The 14337-nt window shown below is 68.4% G+C and carries 11 protein-coding genes and 1 tRNA gene; 8 read left to right on the top strand and 4 right to left on the bottom strand.

Features of this window, described 5'->3' with window-relative positions:
• Positions 1 to 103: 103 nt before the first annotated feature.
• Entirely contained in the window at positions 104 to 874 is a 771-nt protein-coding gene (locus OCUBac02_RS11480; protein ID WP_047575359.1) for an HpcH/HpaI aldolase family protein, read from the bottom strand.
• A gap of 201 nt (positions 875 to 1075) precedes the next feature.
• On the opposite strand from OCUBac02_RS11480, the gene OCUBac02_RS11485 reads away from it, so the two are divergent.
• The 3 genes from OCUBac02_RS11485 (at position 1076) to OCUBac02_RS11495 (ending at position 2902) form a co-directional block, all read left to right on the top strand.
• Positions 1076 to 2086, top strand: a complete 1011-nt coding sequence (locus OCUBac02_RS11485) for a DUF2891 domain-containing protein (protein ID WP_173045742.1) — start codon at positions 1076 to 1078, stop codon at positions 2084 to 2086.
• 76 nt (positions 2087 to 2162) lie between these two features.
• On the top strand, positions 2163 to 2465 hold the full coding sequence (locus OCUBac02_RS11490; RefSeq protein ID WP_244639167.1) for a DUF6522 family protein: 303 nt from the start codon (positions 2163 to 2165) through the stop codon (positions 2463 to 2465).
• A gap of 185 nt (positions 2466 to 2650) precedes the next feature.
• Positions 2651 to 2902: a hypothetical protein gene (locus OCUBac02_RS11495; RefSeq protein WP_156134514.1), complete on the top strand. Its 252-nt coding sequence runs from the start codon at positions 2651 to 2653 to the stop codon at positions 2900 to 2902.
• Positions 2903 to 3016: 114 nt separating this feature from the next.
• Here the strand turns inward: OCUBac02_RS11495 and OCUBac02_RS11500 are convergent, their stop codons facing one another.
• A complete protein-coding gene (locus OCUBac02_RS11500) occupies positions 3017 to 3337 on the bottom strand; it encodes a hypothetical protein (protein WP_173045744.1) in 321 nt (106 codons plus the stop codon).
• 501 nt (positions 3338 to 3838) lie between these two features.
• On the opposite strand from OCUBac02_RS11500, the gene OCUBac02_RS11505 reads away from it, so the two are divergent.
• Together OCUBac02_RS11505 and OCUBac02_RS11510 are read left to right on the top strand one after the other, a co-directional pair.
• Entirely contained in the window at positions 3839 to 4939 is a 1101-nt protein-coding gene (locus OCUBac02_RS11505; RefSeq protein WP_173045746.1) for a TRAP transporter substrate-binding protein, read from the top strand.
• 24 nt (positions 4940 to 4963) lie between these two features.
• Complete coding sequence (locus tag OCUBac02_RS11510) at positions 4964 to 7681, top strand: bifunctional diguanylate cyclase/phosphodiesterase (protein ID WP_173045748.1); 2718 nt, start codon at positions 4964 to 4966, stop codon at positions 7679 to 7681.
• An 85-nt stretch (positions 7682 to 7766) separates the two neighbouring features.
• Here the strand turns inward: OCUBac02_RS11510 and OCUBac02_RS11515 are convergent.
• Both OCUBac02_RS11515 and OCUBac02_RS11520 read right to left on the bottom strand, forming a co-directional pair.
• Positions 7767 to 7840: transfer RNA gene (locus tag OCUBac02_RS11515), tRNA-Gly, on the bottom strand.
• A 111-nt stretch (positions 7841 to 7951) separates the two neighbouring features.
• The gene (locus OCUBac02_RS11520) at positions 7952 to 10096 is read right to left on the bottom strand and encodes a caspase family protein (RefSeq protein ID WP_173045750.1); all 2145 of its coding nucleotides are present in this window, start codon (positions 10094 to 10096) and stop codon (positions 7952 to 7954) included.
• 370 nt (positions 10097 to 10466) lie between these two features.
• On the opposite strand from OCUBac02_RS11520, the gene OCUBac02_RS11525 reads away from it, so the two are divergent.
• From OCUBac02_RS11525 to OCUBac02_RS11535, 3 genes are all read left to right on the top strand, one after another.
• Positions 10467 to 12020 carry a class I SAM-dependent methyltransferase gene (locus OCUBac02_RS11525; RefSeq protein ID WP_173045752.1) on the top strand — a complete coding sequence of 518 codons (1554 nt, stop codon included), beginning with the start codon at positions 10467 to 10469 and terminating at the stop codon, positions 12018 to 12020.
• Between the two features lie 66 nt (positions 12021 to 12086).
• A complete protein-coding gene (locus OCUBac02_RS27330) occupies positions 12087 to 13877 on the top strand; it encodes a transglycosylase SLT domain-containing protein (RefSeq protein ID WP_244639168.1) in 1791 nt (596 codons plus the stop codon).
• A gap of 57 nt (positions 13878 to 13934) precedes the next feature.
• Positions 13935 to 14213 carry a hypothetical protein gene (locus OCUBac02_RS11535; protein WP_047580450.1) on the top strand — a complete coding sequence of 93 codons (279 nt, stop codon included), beginning with the start codon at positions 13935 to 13937 and terminating at the stop codon, positions 14211 to 14213.
• Positions 14214 to 14337 lie beyond the last annotated feature (124 nt).

The following is a 14337-nucleotide window of genomic DNA, read 5'->3' on the forward strand; positions in this document are numbered from 1 at the left end:
TCGTGGCGAGCATCCATGTCTTGAAGCCGTATCACCCGACAGAAGACGTGGATGGTCGGGACACGCCCGACCATGACGGAGAGGTTTCAACGGTGAAGCCGGGTCAGCGCTGCCCGGCGAAGGCCTTGGCCAGCGCGTCGGCATGCTTGGTCATGAGGCCGAGATCGGAGCCGACCGCGACGAAGCGATAGCCCCATTCGATATAGCGGCGCGCATCGGGCTCGGACGGCGTCAGGATCCCGGCCGGCTTGCCGATCGCGGTCAGGCGCTTCACCGCATCCTGGATCGCGGCCTGGACCTCCGGATGGCCGGGATTGCCGATATGGCCGAGCGAGGCCGAGAGGTCGGCCGGGCCGATAAAGACGCCGTCGACGCCGTCGACCGAGGCGATCTCCTCGATGCGGGCGAGGGCCTCTCCGGTCTCGACCTGCACCAGCACGCAGATCTCGCCATCGGCGCGCTTGAGATAGTCCGGCACGCGGCCGTAATGGCTGCCGCGGCCGCTGACCGTGATGCCGCGGATGCCGGCGGGCGGGTAGCGGCAGGCTGCGACGGCCTTGCGGGCTTCCTCGGCATTCTGGACGAAGGGCACCAGCACGGCCTGCACGCCGATATCGAGCAGGCGCTTGAGCAGCACGGCGTCGTTCCAGGCCGGGCGGACGATCGGGGTCGCGGTGCCGCCCTTCAGGGCCTGCAACTGCGCGAGAACGTCGGGCGGCTCATTGGGGGAGTGCTCGGTATCGACCAGGATCCAGTCGAAGCCGCTCTGGCTGATGATCTCGGAGACGATCGGGCTGCACAGGCTGCTCCACAACCCGATCTGAAGCTCGCCGCGCTTCAGCGCGGCCTTGAAGGCGTTGGCAGGCAGGTCCACGGCGTTTCCCCTCGGGCGATTGGATTGGCGGCGCTTCCCGGCCGGCCGATGCCTGCTGGAGCGCGCTGGTCTGGTTAGATCATACCGGATCGGCGAAGGGACCCGACGGCAGGAGATGGCGGGGTTGCAGCTCGGTGGCGCGCGGCGCTTTGCGAGGGCCGAATCCCTGATAGGTTGCGCTGCCCTGGAGACGGCCGCCTCATGACCACCCCCATGCTGACCGAAGAGATCGCCCAGCGTTTTGCCCGGATCGCGCTCGGACATGTCCGTCGCGAATACCCGAACAAGCCCGATCATACGCTGGCCGGGCCGCAGGATGCGCAGACACCGAGCGCGCTGCATCCGGTGTTCTACGGCAGCTATGACTGGCATTCCTGCGTGCACAGCTACTGGATGCTGGCGCGGCTGCTCAGGCGCCATCCGATGATGGAAGCAGCGGCCGATATCGTCGCGCTGTTCGATGCGCAGCTCGTCCCCGAGAAGATCGCGGTCGAATGCGCCTATCTCGCCCAGCCGACGGCGCGCGGCTTCAAGCGGCCCTATGGCTGGGGCTGGCTGCTGAAGCTCGCTGCCGAGCTCAACGGGCTCGATGACGGGCGCTGGGGCCGGGCGATTGCGCCGCTCGCCGAGGCCTTCGCCCAGCGCTTCCGCGATTTCCTGCCGATCGCGACCTATCCGGTGCGCGTCGGCACGCATTTCAACACGGCTTTCGGGTTGCGGATGGCGGCCGACTACGCGGATGCGACCGGCGACGGCGCCTTCCTGACCCTGCTGCGCGAGACGGCGCTGCGCTGGTACGGGGCCGACGAGGATTGCCCGGCCTGGGGCGAGCCGAGCGGCGACGATTTCCAGTCCTCGGCGCTGATCGAGGCGGAATGCATGCGCCGCCTGCTGCCGGCGGAGCGTTTCCTGCCCTGGTTCGAGCGCTTCCTGCCGCGCATCGCGCAGCAGCAGCCGGCGATCCTGTTCAGGCCGGCGACGGTGAGTGACCGGACGGACGGCAAGATCGCCCATCTGGACGGGCTCAACCTCAGCCGCGCCTGGTGCTGGAGCGCGCTGGCTGCGGCGCTGCCGGAATGGGACGTGCGGCGCCCGGTCATCGCGGAAGCCGCGACGCTGCATCTCGAAGCCGGGCTGCCGCATATCGCCGGCGACTATATGGGCGAGCACTGGCTTGCGACCTTCGCCGTGCTGGCGATCGAGGAACGATGAAAGCCTGGCTCGGGTGCGGACGGAGAGAATTGGTTCGGCGAGTTTCCTGGCCGATGGAGCTCGGGAGCCCAACGCCGTGACCGCCGGCGCAGCCGATCCCGAGCTCCCCTTCGTTCGCGACAGGGACGGCTCCTTCGTGCTCGATGCCGCGCGGCTGGCCAAACGCTTCGGCTGGTCGGCAGAGGAGTTGCGCGAACTGATGCGCCGCGGGCTGGTGACGAGCCGGGTCGAGCGCGGCGAAGGCGAGGACGAGGGGCGCTGGCGTCTCTCGGTTCGCTGCGGCAATCGCCGCTGGCAGGCCGTCATGCTGCCCGACGGGACCGTTGCGGATGAGCAGCTCGACTTCGTACCAGCCGCCGCCCGCGGCGGACTACGCTGATCGGACGGTCGTTTCGTCCTGGAGTGCCGGCGGTCTGCCACGGCGCGACGCCATGTCGGGAGCACGGGCTGGCGAACGAAGTGTCGATGTACATTTCCGGAGGCCACCTCGATAATGCTGTTTCAGCGGCGCGATTCACCCCGGCGATCCGCGCCGTCCTTCCGCGCTGCCTCGATGAGGGAACGATGCGTCTTATCCATCTCGGCCCGGCCGTGCTCCTGCTTGCGGCCCTGGGCGGTTGCGCGTCGCGCGAGCCGGCAGAGTTCTCGGAAGCCCCGGTGGTCCAGCGCATGACGATCCAGCCGCAGCAGCGCAGCTTTCTCGACCCCGGTCCGGCGCCCGCCCGGCAGAGCGCGCCGGCCTATCTGCGCGACAGCGGGACGAGTTTCGCCGGGCGCTCCGACAGTTTCGGCAACGGCGTGCTGCCCTCGTTCTGACGGGCGGCGGAAGCGCACTAGAGCATCGGACTGAATATCAGTCCGATGCTCTAGTGCTTTGATTTTGCATCGATTTTTTCCAAAAAAACGCGTTCCACTTTTCGGGCCGATGCGCTAGTCCGGCAGGCGAAGCCCGGCGAGGAAGGTCGCGACCGTCAGGGTCTTCTCCGGCTGCGCCCGGCATTGCCGCTCGACGGCCTCGAGAACTTCGCCGTCGCCATATTTCGACAGCCGCGAGGGGGAGCCCTGGCGCAGGGAATCGACCACCCAGCGGCCGATGAGCCCATGCATCTCCGCATCGGCACTCCCGCGCTTCATCCAGGCTTCGCAGGTGATGTAGTCCTGCAGGAATTCGCCCTGGCGCAGCACCTCGCTCGTCGCCGCTGCCGGGCAGGCCAGAAGCCAAAGCGCCGCCAGCGCCCCCAGACGCATCATCTCCCCACCTCGTTTCACTTCCACCGCCTTCGACCGCTCCCGGCCTTCGGAGCCCGCTTCGCCAGCTCGGTCCCGCCTTGCTTCGCGCGTTGTCGCCTGGCGCGCGTGACGGGAGGAGCCGCAAGGTCCGGCGGTGCATCGGAGAAGGGGAGCAGCAGATCAGCAAGCATAGCAAGCCTGGCTTGCACGGCAACCATGGAATCCTACGCCGGGGCGTTGCTGCAAGAGGGGCGATGACATCTCGCTTCTGCAATATAGCGGCGACATGGTTTGGAACAGTTCTCGGGTCTATCCTTGAGAATCCTCCCGTCGCGCCGGGAGGGGCGGGCTTTCCAAGGCAGTTGCGCATGAGCGATCCCGCTCGTCCCGCTTCGCGCCCAGCGTGCCGATTGCAGCGAAAAGATGCGCCTGGAAGCCGCGTGAGGTCTTCCGATTCAACCGTGGTTAACCGCTGCGGCCGATGATCGCCCCGATCGGACAGGGCAACCAATTGGGGGGGAGATGGCCAGAGCCTGCGACGTCGCCACCACCTGTCGTCCGCCCGGCCGTGTGCAGGTTGCGATTGCGGCTTTGGCCGCCATGCTCGCCTTCGCAGGCGGCGCTGCGCCGGCCCAGACGCGCCCTGAAGAGCCGGTCAAGCTGCAGATCATCGGTGGGCTGGCGAGCCTCACCCAATACACCAGGATCGAGCAACCCTTCTGGCAGTCCGAGATCGCGACGCTGTCGAAAGGGCGTGTCACTGCGACGATCCGGCCTCTGGATGCGGGCGGGTTGCGCACCCAGGAAATGCTCCAGCTGATGCGGCTGGGCGTCGTGTCCTTCGGTACGGCCCTGCTGAGCGCCGCCTCCGGCGACGAGCCGGAGCTGAGCGCGATCGACCTGCCGCTGCTGAACCCCGATGTGGCGACCCTGCGGAGGACCGTCGGCGCATTCCGCGAGCATCTGCGCGACGTGTTGCGCGAGCGGTACGATATCAGGCTTCTCGGCATCTACACCTATCCGGCCCAGGTTCTGTTCTGCACCAAGCCGTTCAAGGGGCTCGACGATCTCGCCGGCCGCAAGGTGCGGACCTCCTCGGTCGCGCAATCCGAGCTGATGACGGCGATGGGGGCGTTTCCGGTGATCCTGCCTCTCGCCGAGGTCGTTGCGGCGCTTCGCGGCGGGGTCGCCGATTGTGCCATCACGGGCACGCTGAGCGGCTACGAGATCGGCCTGCCGCGCGTTGCCGTCGCCGTCCATGCCCTCGCGCTCAACTGGGGCGTCTCGATCTTCGGGGCGAACGGAACCTATTGGGATGCGCTTCCGGCAGACGCCCGCGACATCATCCGGCAGGGTGTCGGGCAGTTGGAGACGCGAATCTGGTCGCAGGCGGAGGCCGATACGCAACGCGGCCTGGCCTGCAATGCCGGGACGGAACCCTGCTCCGGCAAGCCCGAGCGGCCGATGACCGAGGTGCCGGCCCTGCCTGCGGATGCAACCCGCAGGCGTCTGCTCGCCGAGGTCGTCCTGCCGCGCTGGTTCGAGCGCTGCGGCCAGGACTGCGTCTCGGCCTGGAACACCTATCTCAAGCCGCTCCACGCCATCGAGCCCCGGACGCCGTGACTCGCCGCCCCACGACGAGGATCAATGATCAAGCGCCTTAAACTCCTGGTGGCAGCGGGGACGATCACCATCCTGGCGGTGGCGGCCACCGGCGCCTCCAATCTGGTGCGCCAGAGGCAGGAGGCCGCCTGGCGCAGCGCCGAGCAATCGCTCGAAGGCGCGGCCATCGCCGTCGAGAATGCCCTCGACCGGCAATTGCTGCAGGTCGACGGTGCGCTGGCGAGCTTCGCGACCCTGTTCGACGTCGCGCAGATCGGACCGGGGCAGCGCGACGCTGCCAGCCGCCTGCTGCGCGGCCTCAACTTCCAGACGATGGCCTTCCGCGACCTGCTGCTCGTCGGGCCTGATGGCAGCATCGTGGCCTCGGCCCGGGGGAGCGGCGCGCGTCACCCCTTGCCCCCGGATGTCGCGCTGATCGGGCGGGCGCCGACGAACCTGATCGGTCCGCTCCGCAATCCCGTCACCGGGGACTGGGCGCTTTACGTAGCGCGCCGGATCCCGGCCTGGCACGGTATCGTCCCCGTCGCGGAAGTGCCCCTGCATACGCTGATGAAGCTCCTGGGCGAGGCGGGCATCGGGGCCGGCACGCGGATTTCGCTGGAGCGCGCCAATGGCTTGGTCGTGGCGACGCTGCCGCATGACGAATTGCTGATCGGCAAGTCCCGCCCCGCGGCGCTGCCGGGACAAGCGGCGGACGGCAAGGCCTTCATGATCGGGGACAGGAAGAGCGAGGCCAGCACGCTCAACGTGGTCAGAGGCTCGCTCTATGGCGGTATCCGCGTCGTCCTCAGCGTGAGGAGCACGGAGGTCCTCACGGATTGGCGCCATGATCGCGACAGGACGGTGAGCGCGGCGATCGTCGGCGCCCTGCTTCTGGCGGCTTTTGCAGGCGCGATCCTGCTCGCGATCCATCAGCGCGAGCGCGCTGATGCCGAGCGCGCGCGGGCCGCCAATGTCCTCGACAACGCGATCGAGGCCATGTCCGACGGTTTCGTGATGTGGGATGCGGACGACCGGCTGGTGACCTGCAACGAGCGCTATCGCGAGCTCTATGCCCTGAGCGCGCCCTTCATGATCGCCGGCGCGCATTTCGAGGATATCATCCGCAAGGGCGCAGAGGTCGGCCAATATCCGCAGGCGTCCGGCGATGTCGGGGAGTTCGTCAGGGATGTCACCACCTGGCACCGGCAGGGCAGCGGCTCGATCGAGCGCCTGCTGCCGGACGGCCGCTGGCTCCTGATCACCGAGAGACGGATGCGGGATGGCGGGATCGTCGGAATCCGCACCGACATCACGGCTCTCAAGGAGGCGCTCGCGGACCTCGCCGCCGCCAATACGCGCGCGAACGAAGCCGCCGAGGAGGCGCGTCAGCAGAACGTGGCTCTTGTCGAGCAGGAAAGCCGGATCCGTTTCCTCGCCCATCACGACGACCTGACGAGCCTGCAGAACCGTTTCGCCTTCCGCGGTCAGATCGCCAAGTCGCTGCTGCGGAAGGGGGGCGAACCTGCGACCGTGGCGCTGCTCTTCCTCGATCTCGATCACTTCAAGGACGTCAACGACACGCTGGGGCACCCGGTCGGCGACCTGCTGCTCCTCTCGGTGGCGGAGCGCCTGGCGACCTGCGTGCGGGATACCGAATGCGTCGCGCGGCTGGGCGGAGACGAGTTTGCGGTCCTCAGCCTCGGACAGGATCAGCCGCGGCAGGCGCAGGCGCTTGGGGCCCGCATCATCAAGGTTCTGAGCCAGCCCTATCTCATTCAGGACCGGACGATCTCGATCTCGGCGAGCGTCGGCATCGCGATCGCCGAAGGGCCGGATTTCGACGCCGATCTCCTGCTGAAGCAGGCCGATCTCGCGCTCTATGAGGCCAAGGCGCAGGGACGCGGCGTCTGCTGCGTGTTCACGGCGGCGATGGACGAGCAATTGCGCGCGCGCCTCGCGCTGGAGATGGACCTGCGCAAGGCGATCGAGGACCAGCAGTTCGAACTGTCCTACCAGCCGATCTTCGACCTGAGGACCGGCACGCTTCGCGGTTTCGAGGCGCTGCTGCGTTGGCATCATCCGGAACGCGGGCTGGTCGGGCCGGCCGATTTCGTCCCGCTGGCGGAAGAGACGCGGCTGATCGTGGAGATCGGCGAATGGGTCATCCGGCAGGCCTGCGCGAACGCTGTTCAATTGCCGGGCGATCTTCGCATCGCCGTCAACCTGTCGCCGGTGCAGTTGATCTTCGGCGACGCGGTCGCGACCGTGCGCGGCATCCTCGCCGAAACAGGCCTCGATCCGGCGCGGCTCGAGCTCGAGATCACCGAGACCGCGCTGCTCGCCAACGACAATCGCAATCTCGCGACGCTGAGAGGCCTGAAGGCGCTGGGCGTCCGTATCGTCCTCGACGATTTCGGGACAGGCTATTCCAGCCTGAGCCATCTGCGGCTCTTCCCGCTCGACAAGGTCAAGATCGATCGCTCCTTCGTGCGCGACATGACGGCCCATTCCGACAGTGCCGCCATCGTCGCCGCCGTTGCCGCGCTGGCGACCGAGCTCGGCATGGCGACCACGGCGGAGGGTATCGAGACGCAGGATCAGCTCGATGCGGTCGACCGGGCCGGCTGCACGGAAGCCCAGGGCTACCTGCTCGGCAAACCGCAACCGATCCTGCAGGCGGTCCATACCACCCTGTTCAGGCGCTCCAACCGGAGCCATGGCAGGCGCAGGCGTCCGCGCGACTCGTCCGACACGCTCTGACGCGCCGGCTACGGACGCGGATCGTCATCCGGCTCTCGCGCGGTTCCGCCGGCGTAAAGAGCGGTGGCATGTCAAGGTAGGGGGATGGAGCGGGTACCGGGAATCGAACCCGGGTATTCAGCTTGGAAGGCTGCTGCTCTACCATTGAGCTACACCCGCATCGGGCGCCAAATTCCCCATCGGACCCGCCAGTGTCAAGGGGGCGGGAAGGGTTGTCCGCCTGATCCGGCGTTCGGCGCTCTACTCTGCCGCCGGAGAAGGCCGCCGGATTCAGAAGCCGAAGTTGAAGCCGGCCTTGACGATGTCTCCCGAGGTGCGGGCGCGCATGGTCGCGTATTGGCCGGGGGCGAGCCCGGTATAGTCCCGCAACGTCAGCTTCTGGCTGCCGAGATCGTAATGCGTGTAATCGAGCCTGAGCGTCATGCCGGGGAGAATCGCGTATTCGACGCCGCCACCCAGCGCCCAGCCGCTGGCGAGGCCGGAGCGCGAGGCCGCGGCACCGGAGGTGGTCGTCGGGTTGTCGGGCGAAATCGAACCCTTCTGATCGACCAGACCGTAAGCGTAGCCCCCACTGCCGTAGATCATGAAGTCGCCGAGCACGAAGCCGGCGCGTGCCCGGACCGTTCCCAGCATGGAGAGCTCATTCTCGGCGCGCGTGGTGAAGCGTGTGCCGGGATCGATCGAGACGGTGTCGCTGCCGCCCAGCCTCGTCGCGGCGATATCGGTCTCGGCGCCGATCACGACCGCCCCGATCTGATAGTTGAAGCCGAACTGCGCGCCGCCGACCACGCCGCTGCCCTCGGGCGAAAGGCTCCTGGGCACGCCGAGCGGGTTGATTGCGCTGGCCGCGAGAACCGGCGTCCCGGTCGTCGTGGTGGTGGTCACGACGGTGGTCGGGAACGGCGTGGTGGGCAGCGTGGTGGTGGTCGTGGTGGTCGTCGTCGGCGTGAAGGTCGGCCCGCCGAAGGGGCCCGCCACGGTCGTGCGATTGCTCTGGCGCCCGCCGCCGACGGAGCCGCCGACATAGAAGCCGGTCCAGCGCGGGCGTTCGGGCAGGAGCAGCGGGATGTCCGGCGCCTGGGTCTGCTGCTGGCCGGGCGGCGGGGTATAGGGCGGTACGACGGGAGCCCTGCGCGGCGTGCCGGCGCGGGCTGGCGAAACGGCGCGCGGGCCGTCGCCGGCGCGGCGGCTGCGGGGCTGCTGGACGGCCGGGCAGACCGGGCAGGTCTGCGCGACCTGGACGCGGTTGCGGCTGGGCGCGGTCGCAGCCAGCCGCAGGGCCGCGGCCGTATGCGACGAGACCGGATACAGCCGGGCGTAGAGCTTGAAGGATTCGGCATCGCCCGCGAGGATCGCCTCGGCCCAGGCCCGCTCGTCGGTGCGCTGGGCGAGGATGCGGTTCAGGCGCAGGGCATTCTGGTCCTCGGGATTGATGGCGAGTGCGTTGCCGTAGACGTCGCTGCGGTCCCAGGCGATGGCGGTGCGGGCGGCGTCGGCCGGCGACATGTCGCGCAGGGAGGCGAGCGTCGGGCGCGCCGACAGGGGAACGTTCCCGGCGGTAGCGGGCTGCGACGCGGGAGCGCCGGCCGGGAGCTGGAAGAAGCTGAATTCGGTGATCAGGGAGGAGGTGTCCCAGGGAATCTGGGTGCCGTTGGTGGAATCGTAGACGGCGAGGCGGATGCGGCGGAAGATCTGCTCGACGGCGAGGCCGGGCTCGCGCGCCTCGCGCAGGAAGGCGGTGGTGAAGGGGCTGTTGGCGCCGGTGCCGTCCGCGGCGGTGGAGCCCGGCGACGTGGCGAAGGCGACGAAGGTGCCGCTGCCGGAATCGACGCGCGCAAGGCCGGCCTCGCTGCTGATGCCCTCGTTGGCGCCGTCGACGATCTGCAGGGCGAGGCCGCGGGCGACCTGCCGGTTGGCGAAGGGATTGTCGCGGCAGGCGTCGAGGATCGCGATCTTCGACTTGGCGCCGGCGCCGTCGAGGCGGCGCAGGATGTCGCCCAGCGACAGCGACTGGTCGGCGATGCTGGTCGCGATCTGCGGGCGGATATCGGTCGGCAGGATGTAGTTGGCGCCGTCGAGCTGGACGGCATGACCGGCATAATAGACCAGCGCGGTGGTCTCCGGCCCGCTGCGGCGGACCTTGTCGATGAAGACGTCGAGGGCGCCGCGCAGGCCGGCGAGCGACATGTCGAGCGCCGGCGTGATGTCGAAGCCGGCCTCCTGCAGCATGGCGCGGGTGGCATTGGCGTCGTTCAGGGCATTGGGCAGCTTGGTGACATTGGCATAGGCGCCGTTGCCGATGACGAAGGCGAAGCGCTTCTGGGCCAGGGCTGGTGTGGCGCCGAGGCTCAGGGCGGCCAGAACCACCATCCACGCGGCGATGAGATACGCATAGGCCCGGGCATGTAAACGCATGCTGCTTCCCCTGCGCGAGACAAACGACTCGCTCGACCCTGTCTGCCGCCCGCGATTCGAACGGGCATCCGCCATATGATGGAGGTTCCCAGAAACCCGGTGGTCGGAGCAACATCAAATCGACATGGAAAAGCCACGTCGGGACCGGGTGTTTGAACGCTTGATTCTCCAAGCCTTGCACCGCGTTAGGCGAGGTAGTCGCAGCGATGATTCAAGCATAATCGCGCGGGTGTGACTTAATTGCCAGCGCTGGCGGCTTTCTCCAGCGCGCACCGGAGGGCAATCTGGGATGACCGCTCCTTCAAATGAATGAGGCGCCCTGGTGGCGCTTCGGCTGGAATGATGCGGACGGAGCGGGGCGGAAGCAGCCATGACGAGCGATCCTGCCATCAATCCCTATGATGCAGTGGCCTATCCCGGCCATTCCTTCTCGCAGACCCATCCCGCGCGGCTGGCGACCATCGCCCATTTCCACGGCATGGTCCCGGCGCTGCCGAGCGCGATGCGCGTGCTCGAGCTGGGCTGCGGGCGCGGCGGCAACCTGATCCCGATGGCGGCGCAATATCCCGGCAGCAGCTTTCTGGGCATCGATCTCAGCGGCGATTCGATCCGGCAGGCGAGCGCCAACGCCGCCGAGCTCGGCCTCTCCAATCTCGCCTTCGAGCAGCGTGACATCCTCGCGGTGGGCGAGGAGATCGGAAGATTTGATTATATCATCGTCCACGGCGTCTATTCCTGGGTGCCGGATGCCGTGCGCGAGCGGATCATCGCTCTGTTCGGGCAATTGCTGGCGCCGCAGGGCGTCGCCTATGTCAGCTACAACGCCTTGCCCGGCTGCCGCCTGCGCGATCTCGCGCGCGACGTCATGCTCTTCGCGATCAAGGATATCGAGGACCCGCGCGAGCGGGTCCGGGTCGCCCGTGGCGCGCTGAAGGATATCGCCGAGGGCAGCGATCCCGAAAGCTTCCACGGCGCGGCCTTGCGGCAGCGGCTCAAGCAGGTCGACGAGCTGCCGGACAACGTCCTCTACCATGACGACCTCAATCCCGGTGCGCGCGCCTTTGCGCTGCACGAGGTGCTCTCGGCGGCGGAGCGTCACGGCCTGCAGTTCCTGGCCGAAGCCTCGTTCCCGAACCTCTACGGTGCCGCCAAAGGGCCGGCCCAGCAGATGCTCGACAGGATACCGGTGGAGCGGATGGCGCTGCGCGAGCAGACGCTCGACCTGTTGATCGGCCGCGCCTTTCGCGAGACGCTCCTGTGCCGGATGGATATCCCGCTCAGGCGCGGTGTCCGGCCGGGCTCGCTCAAGCCCTATCATCTCGCGGCCAATGCGTGGCTGGCCCCGGCCAAGGAGGACGAGAAGCCAGGCGTCCAGCGCTTCAGCTTCGACGACGGCGTGCAGCTCGCCGTCGATCTGCCGCTCTGCAAGGCAGCGCTCGGTATCCTCAGCACGATCTGGCCTGCGAGCATCGCCTGGGACGACCTCGTCGCGCGCGCCTGCAACGACGTGGCGGGCGAACTGGGTCCGGACCGGGCGCATGAGATCGGCAGGCTGGACGAAGCCCTGACCGCGATCTTCAAGGCGGGATTGCTCGACCTCCGTCTGGAGGCGCCGCCCCTGACGACGGCTATCAGCGAGAAGCCCGCGGCCAGCGAGATCGCGCGCTGGCAGGCCTCGACCTCCGCCGAGGTCACCGACCTGCGCCATCGCACCGTGCAGCTCGACGGCCTCGTCGTGCGCAAGTTCGTCAGCCTGCTCGACGGCTCGCGCGACCGGCGCATGCTGCTCGACGCGATGAACGCCTTCCTCGACGAAACCCGTGCCGCCGGCATCGCCGTGCCTGGCCTGCCGGAGCGGGCGACGGCGGAGGAGGTGGCGATGCATCTGAAGGATGTCGCGCGGCTTGGGCTGCTGCGGGCGTGACGATTGTGAAGCGCCCGTGCCGGGCGTAACCTTGCGGCAGGGGGCGATGGAGCGCGGACCGGCGGAATGAGCGAGCGCTTCCGGCAATTCCAGGCGCTGTTTCCGGAGGAGGCTTGCCTCGCCGCGCTGATGCGCCTGCGCCATGGCGGGACGAGCATGGCGTGCCCTGCCTGCGGCCGGCCGGCGCAATTCGAGCCGCGCCCTAAATTACGCGGCTTCGCCTGCCAGCATTGCAATTACATGATCCATCCGGCGACGGGGACGCCGCTGGAAAGCCGGCGCACGCCGCTGCAGCTCTGGTTCTACGCGCTGAAGACGGTATCGGAGCAGCCGGGCAAAGGCGCTGTCGGCGCGATCGCCCGCGAGGCGGGGGTGCCGCAAGTGACGGCGAAGCGGCTCGTTGACGACCTGACGGCGCTGGCCGGGCGCAGCGATGCCCGCTGGCTGGAGGCGCTGCGCAGCCTCGTCACGGGCCAGCCGGAAGCCGTTGCGCAGCCAGTGGCCGCCAATCCACCGCCTCCGCGCTCAACACCCGTTGCCGTCGCTCCGGCCTCGGTTCGAAAGCCGGTGCCGGAGCCCTCGCGACCAGCTCCGGCACGGCCGGCTGCCGCGACGCCGGCAGCGCCTCCCACACCACCGCCCGCGGCCGCTGCGCCGGCTCCTTCGCTCGCCCCGGCCGCAAAACCTGCGGAGGCTATCGAACCATCCGATGCCCGGCCCAAGAAAGCCGCCTCCGGCCGCAAGGCGATCGCGGCCGTCGCGGCGGGCGTCGCCTGCGTGGCGGCCGCGGTGCTCGGGCTGGCCTATGCGCGGCTCCAGCAGCAGGAGCGGCCGGAGCCGGAGCGCGGCATCGAAATCGCGGCCGTCGAGGCTCCGGCGCTGAAGGATGCGCCCGCCCGGCCTTCGCTGATCCTGTCCTCGGTCGAGCAGGACCTGGAGGGCGCGCGGCAGGCGGCCCAGTTCGCCCTCGACAACGACCCGACGCTGGCGGCGATCAAGCCGCAGGAGGATGCGCCGACCCAGCAGGTGCCGGTCAATCAATTGCAACTGCCGTCCAATATCCTGCTGGTGCCGCCGAAGATGCAGGGCGGGCCGCCGCCGGGGCCGGTCTCGTCCACCGGCGCGCCGCAGCCCCCGCCGCAGATCTCCAGCGGCGATCCCGACCAGATCCTGACATTCGGGCCGATCAAGATCCGGCGCCATCTCGTCGATCTCATCGTGCGCGCCAGCAAGGTCGTCGGCGCCGACCCGACCCTGCTGATGGCGGTGGCCGACAAGGAATCCTCGTTCTCGACGGCGGTGAAGGCGCAGACATCCTCGGCCACCGGGCTCTACCAATTCATCGAGCAGACCTGGCTCGGCGTGATCTACGAGTTCGGCGCGAAGCACGGCCTCGCCGCCGATGCGAAACTGATCGGCCGGTCGGGACGGCAATTCGTCGTGAGCGATTCAGCCCAGCGCCAGCGCATCCTCGACATGCGGCGCGAGCCCTATATCTCCGCGCTGCTGGCGGCCGAGATGCTGAAGCGCGACACGCTGAGGCTGGAACGGGCGCTGGGGCGCCACCTCACCGGCGGCGAGATCTACCTGATCCATTTCCTCGGTCCCGACGCGGCGCAGACCTTCATCGAGACCATGGAGGAACAACCCGGCGTCAAGGCCGCCGAACTGCTGCCCCGGCCGGCCCAGGCCAACCGGCCGATCTTCTATGCGGGTTCCGGCGACGAGACCAAGGTGCTCACGGTCTCCGAGGTCCACAAGAAGTTCAACGACATGATCAAGGTCCGGCTCGACCGCTACAGCGCGGTCCGGCCCGGCATGGGGGCGGGAATCGCCCGGCCTCCACCGAAGAAATGACGCCATGCCGCTATGCGCGGTCAGCCGCTCCCCGGGAGCATCGAGAGGAGAAAACCCATGCCGGCCAACCGTTTCGAGCAAGTCGACGAGCCGCCGACCGATGCGATCACGCTCAAGCTGTCGGAGCGCGGTGGGGAGGCCTTCGGCCATGTGCTCTGCCCGGCCGATCTCGCCGGTGGGCATCTCGTCAACGATTTCGTCAGCGACGAGCTCGCGGCGAAGGAAGCCTTTCGCACCGCGATCCGGCTCGCTAACGAAATCAGGGCGCCGATCGTGGTCGAGGACAAGGCCGGCGTCTGGCAGGACGAATGGGGCGAGCTGTACCGTGAGGATTGAGGGGCGGCGGGAGGCATCATGCCCGGCTGGTCAACCGTGGCCCGATCGAGACCGTGATGCAGGGCGCGGGGAACCCTCTCCTGTAAGGAGAGGGCAGGGTGAGGTGTCGGCCCCCCGGACCAGT

The sequence above is a fragment of the Bosea sp. ANAM02 genome (genome assembly GCF_011764485.1).
GTDB lineage: Bacteria > Pseudomonadota > Alphaproteobacteria > Rhizobiales > Beijerinckiaceae > Allobosea.